Annotated in this window: 9 protein-coding genes; 2 read left to right on the forward strand and 7 right to left on the reverse strand. The window is 72.0% G+C overall.

Translation table 11 applies throughout. The annotated features are described in order from the left end of the window. Positions 1-39 precede the first annotated feature (39 nt). A complete protein-coding gene (locus OG595_RS37865) occupies positions 40-3,240 on the reverse strand; it encodes a glycoside hydrolase (protein ID WP_329280148.1) in 3,201 nt (1,066 codons plus the stop codon). 241 nt (positions 3,241-3,481) lie between these two features. On the opposite strand from OG595_RS37865, the gene OG595_RS37870 reads away from it, so the two are divergent. Then, positions 3,482-4,096, forward strand: coding sequence for a hypothetical protein (locus OG595_RS37870; protein WP_329280149.1), 615 nt, complete (start codon positions 3,482-3,484; stop codon positions 4,094-4,096). A gap of 107 nt (positions 4,097-4,203) precedes the next feature. After that, positions 4,204-5,946 carry a hypothetical protein gene (locus OG595_RS37875; protein ID WP_329280152.1) on the forward strand — a complete coding sequence of 581 codons (1,743 nt, stop codon included), beginning with the start codon at positions 4,204-4,206 and terminating at the stop codon, positions 5,944-5,946. 116 nt (positions 5,947-6,062) lie between these two features. Here OG595_RS37875 and OG595_RS37880 read toward each other — a convergent pair whose 3' ends face one another. From OG595_RS37880 to OG595_RS37905, 6 genes are all read right to left on the reverse strand, one after another. Continuing rightward, on the reverse strand, positions 6,063-6,704 hold the full coding sequence (locus OG595_RS37880) for a cutinase family protein (RefSeq protein ID WP_329280155.1): 642 nt from the start codon (positions 6,702-6,704) through the stop codon (positions 6,063-6,065). An 82-nt stretch (positions 6,705-6,786) separates the two neighbouring features. Continuing rightward, on the reverse strand, positions 6,787-8,019 hold the full coding sequence (locus OG595_RS37885; protein ID WP_329280158.1) for a PucR family transcriptional regulator: 1,233 nt from the start codon (positions 8,017-8,019) through the stop codon (positions 6,787-6,789). Between the two features lie 122 nt (positions 8,020-8,141). Next, on the reverse strand, positions 8,142-9,080 hold the full coding sequence (locus OG595_RS37890) for an alpha/beta hydrolase (RefSeq protein WP_329280160.1): 939 nt from the start codon (positions 9,078-9,080) through the stop codon (positions 8,142-8,144). A gap of 22 nt (positions 9,081-9,102) precedes the next feature. Then, the gene (locus OG595_RS37895; protein WP_329280162.1) at positions 9,103-13,119 is read right to left on the reverse strand and encodes a type I polyketide synthase; all 4,017 of its coding nucleotides are present in this window, start codon (positions 13,117-13,119) and stop codon (positions 9,103-9,105) included. After that, the gene (locus tag OG595_RS37900; RefSeq protein WP_329280165.1) at positions 13,116-14,879 is read right to left on the reverse strand and encodes a fatty acyl-AMP ligase; all 1,764 of its coding nucleotides are present in this window, start codon (positions 14,877-14,879) and stop codon (positions 13,116-13,118) included. The genes OG595_RS37895 and OG595_RS37900 overlap by 4 nt, the downstream gene beginning before the upstream one ends. A 118-nt stretch (positions 14,880-14,997) precedes the next feature. Beyond that, positions 14,998-16,560 (reverse strand): acyl-CoA carboxylase subunit beta, encoded by a 1,563-nt coding sequence (locus OG595_RS37905; RefSeq protein WP_329283511.1) that lies wholly within the window; start codon positions 16,558-16,560, stop codon positions 14,998-15,000. Between the last annotated feature and the right edge of the window lie 83 nt (positions 16,561-16,643).

Genomic DNA, 16,643 nt, shown 5'->3' on the forward strand with positions numbered 1-16,643 from the left:
GGAACCGGGCAACGGTTCCCCTCCCTCCGGAGCGTGCCGTCAGCGTCGTACGAGTGTGATCCGGTACGTCGTCGTCCGCGTCCCGTCCTCACCGGTCACCGTGACGACGGCCTGCGTCCGGCCGTGCTCGTGGACCTTCTCGACCGTGATGTTCGCATAGGGGTCGCGAGCCGTCGCCGTGACCTCGGCCCGCGCCGGATCGCCGGTCCTGACCCGGTAGTCGGTCGTCCCCGGGTCGAAGGACGCCACCGGCACGCCGGCCACCTCGATCGACGCGGCGGCCGAATCCGCCGAGACACCGGGCGACTTGGCGTACACCTCGAGCTCGCTCATGGTGATGTAGCCGCCCTGACGTGCCGTCATGACCACCCGCACCCCGGCAGCGGGCCCCGCCGTCAGCGGTACGTCGATCACCGGCGCGCCCTCGGTCCCGACCGGGACGGTGCCGCTCGCGTCGGTCCAGGTGTCGCCGCCGGCCGCCCGCACCTGCACCTTGAGGCTCGCGGGGAAGGACGCGTTGGACCCGTCCCGGTAGAAGTGCGCGACGACCCTGCTCAGGTCGCGGGCCTTCGGCAGTGTGCAGGTGATGGTGTCGGAGGGGTTCTTGGTGTTCCCCGACTTCCAGTTCGACCATGCCTTCTCGGTCAGGTCGCCGTTGCGCAGGCGCTCCGCCGAGTACCCGCTCTCGGTGAACGTGGCGGCGACGGAGACGTCCGGGTCGGGCGCGATGTTCGCCGTCACCGGTGCCGTGACCTGGACGCGTACGGCCGCGTCGGCCGTGGTGCCGCCGACGATCCGGGCGACGCCGTGCAGGGTGACGGTTCCGGTCGCGCCGAACGCCCCCTCGGGCGCCGCGTCCCAGGTGACCGGAAGGTCGGTCCGGCCGCCGTGCGCGCCGATGCCGGCCACCGTGCCGGGCAACTCCGGCTGCCCGCCCACGTACGTCTTGGCCCGGCCGGGCAGGGTCGAGGCGATCGTGTCGACGGTGACGACCGCCTTCGCGGGGATCGTGCGCCCGAGCGCGTCGGTCGCCTCACCCTGGACCCGCACGGTCCCGGCCTTGCGCCAGGCCCGGTCCGACGGCAGGTCCCACACGACGGGGAGGGTGCCGCGGGCGCCGTCGCGGAACACCGGCGTCACCGTCCTCGGCAGTTCGGGCCGCAGCCCGGGGACGGTGAACGTCGTCGCGGGCTCCGTGCGCAGTACCGTCTCGTCGGGCACCGACCAGCGCTGGTTCGACGCCGAGGTCGGTGTGTACGTCGACACCTTCGCGCCGTCCGCCGAGGACTGACCGGTGACGTCGAGCAGGCGGCCGGTGGCGGCGTTGACGAACGTCCAGGTGCCGTCGCCGGTGGTCGACAGGATCCACTGGGCGCCGCTGTCGGGCTCACCGGCCGCCGGGTCCGGGGTCTCCAGGACGGCCGCGTTGTCACGCACGGCGAGCCGCTTGCCGGTGGTGGCGCTGGTGAGGGCGTAGCGTTCGCGGTTCTCGGTTCCGGGCGTCAACTGCCGCACGGACCAAAGCTGTTGGGAGTCGGCTGCGTCGGTGGTGCGGATGACGACGCCGGTGCCGTCGTCCGACGGGGTCAGCGACTTGCCGCTCTGGGTGCCCTGGAGGCGGTAGACGTGCCCGGGCTGGACCAGGGCGGCGTCCTTCGCCACTCCGGCGACACCCTCGACCAGGAAGGTCGTGACCGACTTCGCCGGGACGGTGAGCGTCGCCGACCGGTCGGTCACCCGCACCGGAGTGCCCCGCACCAGCGCGCCGTCGGCGCTCGTCACCACGGGCGTCACGGACGCCTTCCGCGAGACCTTGCCGAAGCGTGAGAGGTCGAGGGTCACGGAACGCGCGGTCGTGCCGCTGTTCACGTGGACCGCCGTCGCCGCACGGCCGGACGCCTTCACGGCGGCGACGGTGGACGCGTCGTCGGTCTTCACGAAGTGGTCGCCGGGGCGGATGTAGTGGGTGAAGTTGCGGATGGTGTGGAACTTGGAGTTGGCCTTGATCGGGCAGGTCTCCAGGGTGTCCGTCGCGGTGCAGTTGAACGGGACGTGGATGCTGCCCCAGTTCTTGCCGGCCGCCGCCTGGGGGATCGAGTCCTCGATCGGCTGCCAGAACACCCAGGCGGAGGGCTCCAGTTCACGCATGTCGTCGACCATCCGGGTGGCGATGCCGAGCCCCGGTTCCATGCTCGTGAAGTCGGTCCCGGTACCCCAGGTGCCTTCGACCTCGCTCATCCACAGTTTCCGGTCGGCGCCCTTGGCGATGTCCCGGGCGCTGGTGCGCATTCCGGTGCCGTAGGTGTGCACGTTGAGCTGGTCGACGGCGGCCCGGGCCTCGGCGCTGTACGCGTTCCAGTTCTGGGTGAAGATGCTCGGGTTGGTCTCGTCCATCGCGGAGATCGCCGCGTCGGTGCTCGCTCCGGCAAGTGCCTTGTCCAGGGCCAGGACGACCTTCTGCTGGAGCGCGGGCCCGGCGTGCGCGCCTTCCTGACGGCCGCCCGTGGGCTGACCGTCGGCACCCAACTGGGTTCCCCAGTAGTTGGTGTTGGGCTCGTTCAGCGGGTCGATGGTGTCGAACTCGATGCCGTGCCGCTTCTCCATCTCCTCGGTCACCCGCACCAGATAGGCGGCGAACTCGTCGACACGGTCGGCGCGGATCTGGTCCGCGTTCGAGTCGAAGCCCCCGGAGACGTACCCGCTGACCGTCTGGAACCAGGGCGGCGAGTTGCTGAACGCCTCCCAGGTGGTGACCTTGTCCTTGATCTGGTCCACCCACCAGCGCTGGTTCGCGTCGGCGTCCCAGTTCCAGTCCTCCGGGTCGTTCGGGTCCCACCAGTCCATGTCCTTCTGGGTGGTGCCCGCGGGGGCCTTCCAGAAGCCCTCCATGGTCGCGCCGGCCTTCATGTAGTCGGTGCGGACGCCCGGGGCGTTGCCGCCGCCGATGTTGTAGCGCGCGATGTTGAGATCGAGCCCGTCCTCACCGAACAGCATGTCCACCAGCTGTCTTCGGACGGGTTCCGGATAGCCGCCCGTCGCGTTGGCGAACCAGACGAGGCTCGTTCCCCAGCCCTCGAACTCCTGCTGCTGGTACGACGGGTCGATCCGCACGGTGACCGTGCTCTGCGCCGCCGCTTCCGCGCTCGCCGCGGGTTGTGGGACCAGGAGACCCGCGCCGAGTACCAGGGGGACCGTCGGGGCCAGGGCCCGGGCGATGCGATGGCGGTGCCGAGAGGACACGGCACTCCCTTCCACAACAAGGAGGCGAACAGAACCGAACAGAAGGAATCGAGCTGACGGCATGCTTGATGACAAAAATGAACACGTCAAGATGGTGTGCAAGGTCCGTTGTGATGGAGGGACTTGGCGCAGTTCGTTGACGCGCCCGAAACATCTGGCTAGCCTCCCGGCAACCTGGGAAAGCGCTTTCAGGACGCCGTCGTCCCCCAATCCGACGGCTCATCCCCCCACAGGAGCCCCCATGAGTTCACAGCGAGCCACTTGGCACAAAAAGGCGGTTGTGGCCGCCCTGGCAGCCGCGATGCTGGCAGTACCCGGCATCGCGCAGGCAGCCCCGCAGACCGGCCCGGTGGCCGGGGAGCGGGCCGCGGCGGCCACCATCACCTGGTCCCTCGTTCGGGCGAGCAACCCCACGGCGGACCAGCAGAGTGCCTACAACCTGATCACCACGGCCATGAACGCCGCCGTGTCCCGCTACAACAACCTCAGCGACCTCGGCAAGACCATCACCGTCCGCTACGAACCCGGTGTGCCCACCGCGGACGGCAGCCTCAACGGGACCATCCGCTTCGGCAGCAACCGCAGCTACATGACCGAACGGACCGCCCTGCACGAGATCGCCCACACCATAGGCGTGGGCACCAGCTCGGGCTGGTCCTCCCTGGGCGGCAGCGGCACCTGGACCGGCTCCCAGGCCACCGCGCTGGTACGGCAGTTCGACGGCTCCAGCGCCAAACTGTCCACCGGCGGCGGTCACTTCTGGCCCTACGGTCTGAACTACGAGAACGAGTGGTCCGGCACCGCCGCCGACCGCCACGTCCGGATCGTCGCCGCCATGAAGAACGACGGACTGTAGACGGCAGGAGAAAGCCGGTTGGTGCCTGATGACAAAGGTGCCACCGGGAGCTGCGTTCTTGTGAGCACCGCCTGAGCGCGTGGTCCGCGCGGTCCTACGGTCCGGCTATGGATACGAGTCGCAGCAGAGGGAAGTCCGCCAGGAGGGTGAGCGGCACCGCGCTCGCGGTGCTGCTCACCACCGGCACGCTCACCGTGGTGGCCCCGGAGGCGCACGGCGAGAGCACACGCACCGAAGCCCCCGTGGCGTCCTCGAACACGGCGGTCGCCGGAGTGACCGAGACGGTGGTCCGGGTGAAAGCGCCGCTGCCGACATCCTTCGGGGCCAGGCCGGCGGCGTGCGACTGGCTGTCGTACCTGCGCTACCGCTCCTCCGGCGGACCCACGGAATCGGCCGACGCCGACCGGATCCTCGTCGCCCAGCCGGGCATCCTGGAGGGCGCCGGAGCCTTCGATAGCGTCGCCCGCAACACCGTGGCGCGCGCTGCCGAACGCGGCCTGCACATCGAGTTCTGGGCCCTGGACCGGCGCTCCAACTGTATGGAGGACCACACCGGCATCGACTCCGGGGACCAGCACGCGGCCGTCGACTACTACTACCGGGGCAAGCAGGTCGCGGGCCGTACGTTCGCCGGGTTCGCCGGCAACGACAAGCTCGGGTGGCTGTCGAAGCTCGGCATCGAGCAGACCGTCCGCGACCAGTACACCCTGCTCACCGCCGAGTTGCCGGACCAGGGACTGCGCGAGCGGAAGGTGCTGTGCGGCGGGCACTCCCTGGGCGGTGTGATCACCGGGTACTTCGCGGTCGCCGACTTCGACGGCGACCCCGCCACCACCGCCGACGCCGGACACCGCCAGTGCGCGGGCTACTTCGCCCTCGACACGACCGTCTCCACCTCGCTCGCCGACCTGAGCGGCAGCATCCCGGACGACACCAACCTGCCCGACATCGGCCTCGGTTACGGCGTCGTGCAGGCCGGGCTCGACAGCGGACTGCTGCCGCGCTCACTGTCCGCGCCGGTCCTGCTCAACGCCGAGACGATGACCCTGCTGGCCATCGCGGGCGTCGGCGCGATCCAGGACCCGGACGGCGAGGCCGACCTGCCGTCCTATCTGCCCGCCAATCTCAACATCGAGGCGACCAACCGCTTCCTGTTCGCCAAGGACGCCGCCGCCTTCCTCACGGGCTCCCCGGCGGTGAAGGACTTCCGGCTCACCAACGAGACGGTCCTCGGCGCGCTGCTGGACGACAACTCCGTACCGCTGGCGTTCCTGCAGAGCAGCGTGGGGTTCTTCGACGGCGGTCCGATCGTGGACAAGAGCTTCCCCGTCGCCAACGGCGGTGAGGAGCAGCCGGGACTGTTCGGCACCGCGTACAAGGCCATCCCGGACCGGCCGCACGGGCCGCTCTACACCTGGCGGAACTACGACCGCGTCGGCGATGCCGACGACCCCGGGTACCGGTCGGCCGACGGGACGCCGTTCACCGGGGCGGCCAAGGAGGTCACCGACATCCAGGAACTGGCCCGCAGTCTCGCCGCGCAGCCGCTCGACTTCACCGAGCAGTACTTCCCGACCAAGCTGATCACCGACCTCGAACTGGCCACCTCCCCGCAGGTGAAGCGGCTCATCGTGCACCCCGACGGGCTCACCGCCGACCCGACGCTCACCGTCCTCGCGGGCGACGGACTGCTGGCGGGCCGCGTCCCCGCCGACCTCGATCCCGTGGTCGCAGACGGCTATCAGCACCTCGACGTGCTGACCGCCGCGCCCACGCAGAACAACGGCCGTCCGGAACCCGTCTCCACGAGCCTCACGGAGTTCGCCCGGGAACCCCGAACAGCTCCCTGAGCTTCCTCCCATGGAAGAAGGGCCCGGGAGTAATTTCCTCCCGGGCCCTTTCCGCCGCTACGGCTTTCCGTACGGGTCTCCGTACGGCGTTCCGCACGGTCGCGGCTTCGGGCGGCTCAGACCTTGCCCGCCGCGAAGTCGGCCGCCGCGCCGGCGTTGGCCGTGTAGCCGAGGTGGGCCAGCACATCGCCCCCGCCGTTCTCGCAGATGGGATCGCCCTTGGCGCAGAAGTCGATGGTGCGGCTCTGGTAGGTGCCGGTGACGCTCTTGCCGAGGGCCCGGATCGGGTTGCCGAACAGCAGCACCGCGGCGACCTTCCCTTCCAGCGCGGCGGGAATGGTCGCCACGATCGGGCTGCCGACCACCGCGCCGGCGCTGCTGATTCCGATGGAGTTGTCGACGACGTTCGCGCCCTGTGAATAGCCCACGAGCACGAAACGCTGGTTCGGGCAGGCTGCCGCTTGGCTCCTGACGTGGTTCACCAGGTCCGAGTTTCCCTGCGCGGCGGACGTGAGGGAAAGGTCCGCGGGATAGTTCACCTTGTAGCTGGACAGGCTTTTGCCCGTCAGTTTCCGCTGGAGGGCGGAAAACACCGGGTCGCCGACGATCGCGCCGAGGGTGCCCGGCTCGAACGTGCCACGAGCTGCGACGACGTCGATGTCACTACAGGCGGCGGCGGTGGCGGGGGGCGCCGAGAGGGTGGTCAGTCCGGCTCCGCCGACAAGTGCGAGCGCGGCAAGACAGAAGCGGATACGCATGGGGGATCCTTTGCGGGTGGGGCGCGGTCAAGCGCCTATGAGAAAGGACGTCCCGAACGTATTCGCGTTGACGCACTGAGGGTTATGGACGGGAATTCAGGAATTCCTCGTTCTTTTGTGCCGACGTGAGTGCCAGGATCAGATCCAGGCGGCCGTCGGGGTCGTGCAGCGCCTCGCCGAAGACCTTCTCCAGTTGGCGCAGGCGATAGCGGACCGTCTGCGGGTGGATGTGCAGCCGGGCGGCGACATCGGGCACGTTGCTGCCGCTGAGCAGCCAGGCGAGCAACGTCTCCGCGAGCCTGCCGCGTTGCTGCTCCGACACCGCGTCGAGGGGAGCGAGAGCGCGCGCCCGGAGCAGGTCGAGCAGGGGTTCGTCGCTGTGCAGCAGCAGGGTCGACAGGTGCTCCGCGCAGCGCACCACCCCCTGCCGGGGGAGCACTCCGCGCCCCATCAGCCCGAGGGCCCGGGTGGCCCAGCGCAGCGACCTGGCGGCCTCGGTGAGCGGCACCGAGGGCCCGATCGCCGCCGGCCGCCCCCGCAGCGCGAGGGCGAACGCCCGGCCGCCGAAGCCGCCCGAGCCGTCCGGGTCGGGCACCAGCATCCGCGGCGGCCGGGACTCCATGTCCACCAGCGCCCCGGCAGCCGCCAACGGCCGCTCCTCCTCCCGCTGGTCCGGCGAGGCCGCGAGGACGACGACCGCGACGTACGGCGGTACCGACCACCGGGCGCCGTGCGCCAGGTCCCGCACCGCCTCCGGGGCCGGCTGCTCGCCCAGCAGCAGGGCGAGCAGCCGGCCCCGGCGCCGCTCCAACTCGTCCGTGCTGCGCAGCTGTCCCTCCGCGTACCCCGCCGCCGCGGCCTCGGCGACCTCGTGCACGGTCCGGAACGCCAGCTCACCGAGCCCGGCCATGACCGCGGAGTCCAGGCCGAGTTCCTCCGTCGTACGGCCCAGCAGCCGCCAGGCGTGCAGCCCCCCGACCCGCAGCGCGGACTGCAGGGTTTCGAGGCTGTGGCCCTCCAGAGCCTCGCCGCGCCCCAGCTCGTGGTAGATCGCGGTGATCGAGTCTCCCCGGGCGCCCGGGTCGGCGATGTGGTCGACGAACAGGGTGAGCGCCTGCACGACCCCCGATCTGAGGAGCGCGCGGCTCGTTCCGTCGGCCGACCGGGCGGCGTACTCCGGGACCTGCGCGAGTACCTCCTCCTCCACCTCGTCGGCGACGGACTCCAACTGGTCGCGCAGCATCCTGGCCAGTTCGGGCGGCACAGCGGTGGCTCCGGAGCCGTCCGGGGCACCGTGCGGGACGGGGGTCGCCACCAAGGGCCCTCCATTCACCCGGAAACGGCTCACCCGGGGGCTGGTGCCCGTGAGGTGAGGGACGAGTCCCGGGTTGGACGGACGTCCCCTCCGTTCCGTTCCGTGCCCCGACGGTACCGGCCTCACTCCGGTACCCCCAGCGCCCTGGCGAGCATCGGCCAGGACGCGCTGAACTCCCCCTTCCAGTAGTCCCAGCCGTGTCCGCCTCCCGTGTAGTAGTGGGTCGTGACCGGGACGCGGAGCAGCGCGAGCGTGTCGGTGAACGCGTGCGCGGAGAGCCACAGGGCGCTCTCCAGCGCCTCGGGCAGCCAGTCGCCGGTGCCGCCGACGATCCCGCTGCCGCTGGACACGTACAGGGGGGTGCCGCGCAGCCCCTCGGCGCGGGAGCGCGGGTTGAAGTCGCGCCAGGTGAGGAGGTTCAGGAGGGGGCTGCCCCACAGGGAGCGGGGCGCCAGGTTCTCGCGGGCCACGATCGCGTCCACGAGCGGGGGCACACCGGGCGCCATCGTGTCGAGGATGCCGCTGTACGAGGCGGCGGCGGCGAACATGCCCGGATGGCGTGCCGCGTGCGCCATCGCGCCGTAGCCGCCGGTGGAGACCCCGGCGACGGCCCGGACACCGGAGGCCCGGTACTGGCGGGCGAGCAGTGCGGGCACCTCCGTGAGCTGGAAGGCCTCGTAGTCGGGGCCGCCGCGCCAGGCGCTGGGAATGCCGGTGGGGCCCGCGTCAGGCATCGCCACGATCAGGTCCCGGCCCTCGGTGAAGGCCTCGATGTCCGTCTCCCGGGTCCAGGACGTGTAGTCGTCGTGGGCGCCGTGCAGCAGATACAGCACGGGGTAGGTCCGTCCGGTCTGCGAGCCGAAACCGGACGGCAGGATCAGCCGCACCGGCGCGCTGCGGCCCAGCGCGGTGGACGCCACGGAGACGTCCACGGTGCGGGCGGAGAGCCGGGTCACGGCTCGGGCGGTGGCGGCTCTGCCGCCGAACAGCGCGGTCAGGCCCACGGCCGTCGCGGCTCTGGTGACGGTGCGTCGGGACACTCCGGTGCTGGGATGGGCCATGACTTGCTCCTCGTCGTCCGGTTCAGCGGCTCAGTTCGTCGAGTGCGCGCCGCAGTCCGGCGGCGATCTCGTCGACGTACGGCGGGTCGAGCAGTGACAGATGGTGCCCCGCGACCGGCACGACCGTCAGGCGCGGGCACACCTCGTCCCAGCCCAGCGCCTCGTCGTCCCGTTCGTACGCCGGGTCGCGCACGGTGTGCGGAGCGGGCCCGGTGGCCCGGTACAGGACCACCCGCCCGTCGTAGGGCCCGGGTCGGTGGGCCTCGCCGATCCTCAGGTCCAGGTAGGAGGAGCGCTGGTGCTCCAGGGCGGCGGGCGGTACGTCGGCGACCTCGCGCAGGGCCCGCAGCACGGTGTCGATGCGCTCGGCGTCGTCGTCCAATGCCAGCAACTCGTCGTACGGAAGATCCAGTTGGACCCCGTACGCATCGGCGGCATGACCGGCGAAGCCGGTGAAGTGGGCGCGCATCCGGCCGGCCGGAGTGTCGCCGGGCCGGGGGAGCGGCCGTACGGAGTCGATGAGCACCACGAGCTCCACGTCCCGTCCGGCGGCGGCGAGCTGCCGTGCCGTCTCCTGCGCGACGAAGCCGCCGAAGGACCAACCGCCCAGCAGGCAGGGCCCGTTGGGGTGTGCGGCAGCGACAGCCTCGGCGTAGCGGCGCGCCTTCTCGGTGACCGTACGGGCGTCCGGGAGCCGTTCCAGTCCGTACACCGGCCGCTCGTCACCGAGCCGTTCGGCGAGCGTCCGGTAGACGTCGGTCGTGCCGCCGGCGGCGTGGACGAGGAAGAGCGGGGCGCGGGACCCGGTGGCGCGCAGGGTGCGCAGGGGGAAAGCCGGCTCGCCTGCCGCGAGCGTCTGTCGGAGGCGATCGGCCACCGACTGGACGCTGGTGGCGCCGAGCAGCTCACGCAGGGGCAGCTCGATGCCGAACTCGCCCTGCAGGGCGGTGCGGATGCGGACGGCCATCAGGGAGTCCAGGCCGAGGCCGGCCAGGGCGGTGGAGGGCGTGATGCGGCTCGCCGGGTGGCCGGTGACGGCGGCGATGTGATGACACAGCCGGCCGGTGACGGACGTGTCCGGTACGTCGGCTGCTCCGGGCCCTTCCACGGCCGCCCGCGCCGCCACTGTCGTCGTGGTCGCCGCACGACCGTCCGTCCACCAGTGCCGGACGTGCCGCCAGCGCGGCGCGGGCAGGTCGATCACCCGGCCCGGAGGCGACGGCAGGCGCCCGCCCGCGCAGTACAGGGCTCCCACCTGGGTCAGGAACCCGGCGGAACCGTCGGCGTCCCGCCGCAGGGTGCCGATGGCGAGGGCGCCGGGCGCGGTGTCGAGGACGGCCCGGGTCAGGACCGGGTGCGGCGAGATCTCGACGAAGGTGCTGTGACCGTCGGCGAAGGCCGCCGCGACGGCCCGGTCCAGGCGCACGGGCCGCCGCAGGTTCGCCGCCCAGTGGGCGGCGTCGAAGAGGGAGTCGTCGCGCGGGTCGTCCAGGACGGTGGAGTAGAAAGGGACGAGTGGCCGTCCGCCCCTGATGTCGGCCAGGGCGTCCTCCAACTCCGGAAGCAGGGGCTCGACCTGGGGCGAGTGCCCGGCTCCGACGACGTGCAGGGCGCGAGCGGTCCGCCCCCGCTGCTCCAGTCGCCGCACGAGCCGGGCCACCGCCGGCTCCTCCCCGGCGACGATCTTCTGCCGGGGAGATGAGTGCACGGCGACGCAGACGCCGGGGAAGTCCCGCTCCAGGGCGTCGAGTTCATCGTCGTCGAGGTCCACGACAGCCATGGCGCCGCCCCGTAGCCCGCTGAGCAGCCGGGCCCGTAGGGCGACCACCCGGGCCGCGTCCGACACGTCCAGCGCGCCCGCGCACACCGCGGCGGCCACCTCGCCCACGGAATGGCCGATGACGGCGGCGGGTTCGACGCCGTACGCGCGCCACAGCTCGGCGAGGGCCAACTGGAGGCCGAACAGGACGGGTTGGGCGACCTCAAGTCGGTCGAGGTCGCCGCCGTACGCCAGGTGCTCGTACAGGGACAACCCGCACTCCGGGGCGATCTGCGCGTCCAGCTTCTCCACGGCGGCGGCGAAGACGGGTTCCTCGGCCAGTAACCGACGCCCCATGCCGACCCACTGGCTGCCGTACCCGGAGAACACCCACACCGGGCCGCGCCCGACGAGATCCCGCTCGCCGGTCACGACCCGCTCGTGCGGTTCCCTCTGTCCCAACGCCCGCAGCCCGTCGGCGAGTTCTGTGCCGTCACGGGCGACGACCGCGGCGCGTACGGCACCACGCCCGACGCGCCCGGCGAGCGTCCGCGCAAGGTCGGCCGGGGGCGCGGCGCTGCCCTCGGGCGTACCGAGCCAGTCGGCGAGCCGGTTCGCGGTGTCCCGGAGGCGGACGGTGTCCATGTCGGAGAGGAGGTGGAGGCGGAGGCGGGCGACCGGGTCGTCCTCCTGGGGCGGCGGAAGTACATCGGGCCGCCATTCCTCCAGTACCGCATGGGCGTTGGTGCCACTGAACCCGAACCCGGAGACCCCGGCGGTGGCCGTACCGCCGTAGCGCGGCCAGGGTTCGCACTCGGTGACCACCCGCAGCCGTTCGTCGTCCAGGGCACTCCCGTCCGCGCAGTGCAGGGACGGCGGAATGATGTCGTGGTGCAGGGCGAGGACCGTCTTCACCAGCCCGGCGATGCCCGCGGCGGCCTCCAGATGGGCGAGGTTGCCCTTGACGGAGCCGAGCAGCAGCGGCTGGTCGGGGTCGCGGCCCGCACCGAGTACGGCACCGAGCGCGCCCGCCTCGATCGGGTCGCCGAGCGGGGTACCGGTGCCGTGCGCCTCGACGAGGTCGATGTGCGCCGGGGTGAGCCCGGCCCGGGCGTAGGCAGTGGCCAACAGGGCTTTCTGCGCTGCCGGGTTGGGTGCCAGGAGGCCGTTGGAGCGGCCGTCGGAGTTGACGGTCGTGGCGCGGATGACGGCGAGGACGCGGTCGCCGTCCCGCTCGGCGTCGGACAGCCGCTTCAGCAGTACGGCCGCGCAGCCCTCGCCGCGTCCGATGCCGTCGGCGGCCGCCGAGAACGGCTTGCACCGCCCGTCCGGTGCGAGGGCCCCGGCCCGCCGGAACGCCACGCCGACAGTGGGCGAGAGCAGCAGGTTGACCCCGGCGGCGATCGCCGTGTCGCTCTCCCCGGCACGCAGGCTGACACAGGCGTGGTGCACGGCGACCAGCGAGGACGAGCAGGCGGTGTCGACGGCCATGCTCGGCCCCCGGGTGTCCAGCACGTACGCCAGCCGCCCGGCGGTCACGCTCAACGCCCCGCCCGCGGGCGCCCAGGGATCGACGGCCGCCGGGTCGGCGCCGGTGAGCGAGCCGTACTCGGCGGCGGAGACGCCGACGAAGACCCCGGTGGCACTGCCGGCGAGGGAAGCGGCCGGGACGGCGGCGTGGTCGAGTGTCTCGTGGACGACCTCAAGGAGGATCCGCTGCTGCGGGTCCATCACGGCGGCCTCGCGCGGTGTGACGCGGAAGAAGTCCGCGTCGAACCCCGCGATGTCGTCGAGGTAACCGCCGTACAGGGGAGCGTCGTCGGGCGGGAAGGGGCCGAAGTCGCGCCACCGGTCCTCGGGCACCCGGCGGACGGCGTCGACACCGTCGGTCAGCAGCCGCCAGTAGTCGCCCGGCCCGTGCACGCCTCCGGGCAGCCGGCAGCCGACCCCGATGACAGCGACGGACTCACCGGCCGCCGCCGGGGGAGGGGCTGCCCTGTCCGGCGTGCCGCCCCCGGTCTCCGTGCGTGTCCCCGGCTCCGTGCGACACAGATGCGCCACCAGGGCATCCCCGGTGGGCGCCTCCCACAGCAGCGTCGCCGACAGCTCACGACCCGTCGCCCGCGAGAGCTCACCGGCCAGTACGACCGCGTCCCGGGACGACATCCCGAGGTCCGCGAGCGGCCGGTCCATGGGCACGTCCTCGGCGGGCGTGCCGCTCCAGGTGGCGACCCGGTCGGCGATCAGCCGGCGTATCGGGCCCTCGTCGGCGCCCCTCATTCGCCCGCCTCCGCAGACCGCGCCGGCTCCGGCGTGTAGGCACCCGCCAGATAGCGTTGCCTGGTAAGCGCCCGGGCCACCTTGCCGCTGGACGTACGGGGCACGGTGCCCGGCGGCACGAGGACGATGTCGGCGAGCCGCAGTCCGTGCCGTGCCGAGACGGCCGCGCGCACGGCACCCACCAGTCCTGTTACGTCGATCTCGGCGAGGCCGACGCTCCGTACGTGCTCGGCGACGACGACCACCCGCTCGCCCGTGTCCACCGGCACACCGAACGCGGCGAGCCGGTCGCGCCGCACGGCCGGGTCCGCGTCCTGGACCGAGGCCTCCACGTCCTGCGGGTAGTGGTTGCGGCCGTCGACGACGATGAGGTCCTTCAGCCGCCCGGTGACGATCAACTGCCCGTCCAGAAACGTCCCCAGGTCACCGGTGCGCAGCCAGCGTCCGGCATCGGCCGTGTCGTCGGCGAACGTGGCACCGAACACCCGCAGGGTCTGCCCGTCCCGATTCCGGTATCCACGGCCCACGTTGGGACCCTGCACCCAGATCTCACCGATCTCGCCCTCGGACAGCCGGACGCGGGACGCCGGGTCGGCGATACGGACCCGCTGGCCCGCCGGAGTACCGCAGCCGACCAGCGTCACGGCTCTGGGATCACCGGCCCGCGCGGGCAGCGCCTTCCCGGTGGCGAGGGCGTCGCGGTCGAGCGCGAACCGTCTGAGCGGTTCCCCGGGCCGGGCGGCACTGACGAAGACGGTGGCCTCGGCGAGTCCGTACGACGGACAGTGGGTGTCCGGCGCGAGCCCCTGGGCGGCGAAGGCGGCCTGGAAGCGGTCGGCCGTGCCGGGACGGACCGGTTCGCTGCCGTTGAGCAGCGCGGCGACACCGTCCAGCCGCAGGTTCCGCTTCTGGGTTTCGGTGACGGCCGAAGCGCAGTAGTCGTAGGCGAAGTTGGGCGCCGCGCTCAGCGCACGAGGATGCGCGGCGAGCAGCCGCAGCCAGCGCACCGGTTCGTGCAGAAACGCGACCGGGTCCATGAGCACCGACAGCAGCCCCTGGACGACCGGAGCGGCGACACTCAGGACGAGTCCCATGTCGTGGTAGAGCGGCAGCCAGCCCACACAGGTCGCCGGTCGCTCGTCCAGGCCGTAGGCGCCCAGCGCCTGACGGGCGTTGGCGACGACGTTGCCATGGCTGATCTCCACGCCGGCCGGGGAACGGGTCGAACCGGACGTGTACTGGAGGTAGGCGATGGCGTCGTCGTCCGGTGTGATCGACAGCAGGTCCGCGGCGGAGTCGGGCACTTGGTCCACGGCGACGATCCGAACCGGCAGGTGGGCGCAGAAGTCCCTTACGTCGGAGAGCATGTGACTGGTCGTCACGATCACTTCCGGACACGCGTCGTCCAGTACCGCCGCGAGCCGTTCACCGTGCCCGGGGAGGCCGGGCGGATAGAGCGGTACGGCGACCAGACCGGCCGTGAGCGCCGCCAGGAAGGCGGTGACGTACTCGGTGCCCTGCGGGCACAGCAGCGCGACCCGGGTACCGGGCTCGGCCTCTTCGGCGAGGCGGGCGGCCAACGCCCGTACGCGCAGGTCCAGTCGGCGCCAGGTGAGGGTGCGGTGGACGCCGCGCGAGTGCGGGGCGGGATGGTCGACGAACGTGAACGCCCGGCGGTCGGGGATGGTTTCGGCCCAGTGCCGTACGTACTCCGGCAGACTCCGGTGGGCGGGGGCGAGCGGAGGGCGGCGGCTGTCCATCGGGCATGGCTCCTCACATCGCGGGAACGGCGGGAACGGGCGGGACGTGGTCGGCTCGGACTGCTCCGAGGGGGGCCTCGGGCCGCTCAGGGGCTCAGGAGGTCAGAGGGGCAGAGGTTCAGAGCGGGATGTTGCCGTGCCTGCGCGTCGGCATCGGGGCCCGCTTGCCGCGCAGCGCGCGCAGGGCACGGCAGACGTGGTCGCGGGTGTCGCGCGGGGCGATGACGGCGTCGACGTACCCGCGTTCGGCGGCCAGGTAGGGCGTCCCGTGCGTGCTCTCGTACGCGGAGATCAGACTGGCCCGCAGCGACTCCGGGTCGTCGGCGGCGGCCAGCTCACGCCGGTGCAGGACGCCGACCGCACCCTCGGCGCCCATGACGGCGATACGGGCGGTGGGCCAGGCGAGGTTGATGTCGGCGCCCAGATGCTTGGAGCCCATCACCGCGTACCCGCCGCCGTACGCCTTGCGCACCACGACCGTGACCTTCGGGACGGTCGCCTCGGCGTACGCGTACAGCAGTTTGGCGCCGCGTCTGATGATCCCGGCCTGCTCCTGACGGACACCGGACAGATAGCCGGGCACGTCGGTGAAAGTGAGGAGCGGGATGCCGAACGCGTCGCAGAACCGCACGAACCGCGCTGCCTTCTCGGAGGCGTCGATGTCCAGCACACCGGCACTGTGCAGCGGCTGGTTGGCGACGACACCGACGGAGGTGCCCTCGACGAGGGCCAGCGCGCAGATGATGTTCGGCGCGAACAGCTCCTGGATCTCCAGCAGTTCACCGCCGTCGACGACCGCGCGCAGGACGTCCCGCATGTCGTAGGCCTGCCCGAGCCGGTCCGGCACGACCTCGTCGAGACACACCTCGGCGGGCGGCGGCGCCGGTGCGTACTGCGGGGGCCGCTCCAGGTTGTTGGCGGGCAGGTAGGAGAGCAGGTCACGTACGGTGTCGAGGGCCTCCACCTCGTCGGCGGCGAGGAAGTGGGCGTTGCCGCTGACGGAGTTGCTGGTGCGGGCGCCGCCCAGGTCCTCGGCGCTGGTCCGCTCGCCGGTGACCGCCTCGATGACGTCGGGCCCGGTGACGAACATGTGCGAGGCGCCGTCCACCATCACGGTGAAGTCGGTGATGGCCGGTGAGTACGCGGCCCCGCCGGCACAGGGCCCGAGCACGACCGAGAGCTGCGGGATCACCCCGGACGCCTGCACGTTGCGGCGCACCAACTCGGCGTAGAGGGCGAGCGAGGCGACGCCCTCCTGGATGCGGGCGCCGCCGCCGTCGTTGAGCCCGATCACCGGACAGCCGGTCTTCATCGCCAGGTCCATCAGGGCGATCGTCTTCTCGCCGAAGGCCTCGCCCATGCTCCCGCCGAACACCGTGGAGTCCTGGGAGAACACACAGACGGGACGGCCGTCGACCATGCCGTGCCCGGTGACCACCCCGTCCCCGTAGGGGCGGCGGGCGCCGTCCCCGGCGGGCCGCGCCCGGACGAACATCCCGGTCTCCGTGAACGAGCCCTCGTCCAGCAGCAGGTCGATCCGTTCCCGGGCGCCGAACTCCCCGCGTCTTCTCGGCCCGTCCGCCGTGAGCGCCTGCGACCGCCGGCTCTCCAGAACGGTGATGCGGTCGGCGGTGCGGTCGGGCAGGCGTGTGGCCCAGGATGTTGTCGCCTCTATCGTCACAGCCACCTCCGAAGTGGCTTTCGAATATGGCAGCGCCGAAGGAGGGGACCGGGCCGATCGCCGTTCTCTGTGCGCGAGGTGAG

The organism is Streptomyces sp. NBC_01451, assembly GCF_036227485.1.
In the GTDB taxonomy this organism is placed as follows: domain Bacteria; phylum Actinomycetota; class Actinomycetes; order Streptomycetales; family Streptomycetaceae; genus Streptomyces.

What these genes read in the sequence shown, in the direction of transcription:
- OG595_RS37870 (WP_329280149.1), top strand. Translation starts at nt 3,482, where the DNA reads ATGAGTTCACAGCGAGCCACTTGGCACAAAAAGGCGGTTGTGGCCGCC.
- OG595_RS37875 (WP_329280152.1), top strand. Translation starts at nt 4,204, where the DNA reads ATGGATACGAGTCGCAGCAGAGGGAAGTCCGCCAGGAGGGTGAGCGGC.
- OG595_RS37880 (WP_329280155.1), bottom strand. Translation starts at nt 6,704, where the DNA reads ATGCGTATCCGCTTCTGTCTTGCCGCGCTCGCACTTGTCGGCGGAGCC.
- OG595_RS37890 (WP_329280160.1), bottom strand. Translation starts at nt 9,080, where the DNA reads ATGGCCCATCCCAGCACCGGAGTGTCCCGACGCACCGTCACCAGAGCC.
- OG595_RS37895 (WP_329280162.1), bottom strand. Translation starts at nt 13,119, where the DNA reads ATGAGGGGCGCCGACGAGGGCCCGATACGCCGGCTGATCGCCGACCGG.
- OG595_RS37900 (WP_329280165.1), bottom strand. Translation starts at nt 14,879, where the DNA reads ATGGACAGCCGCCGCCCTCCGCTCGCCCCCGCCCACCGGAGTCTGCCG.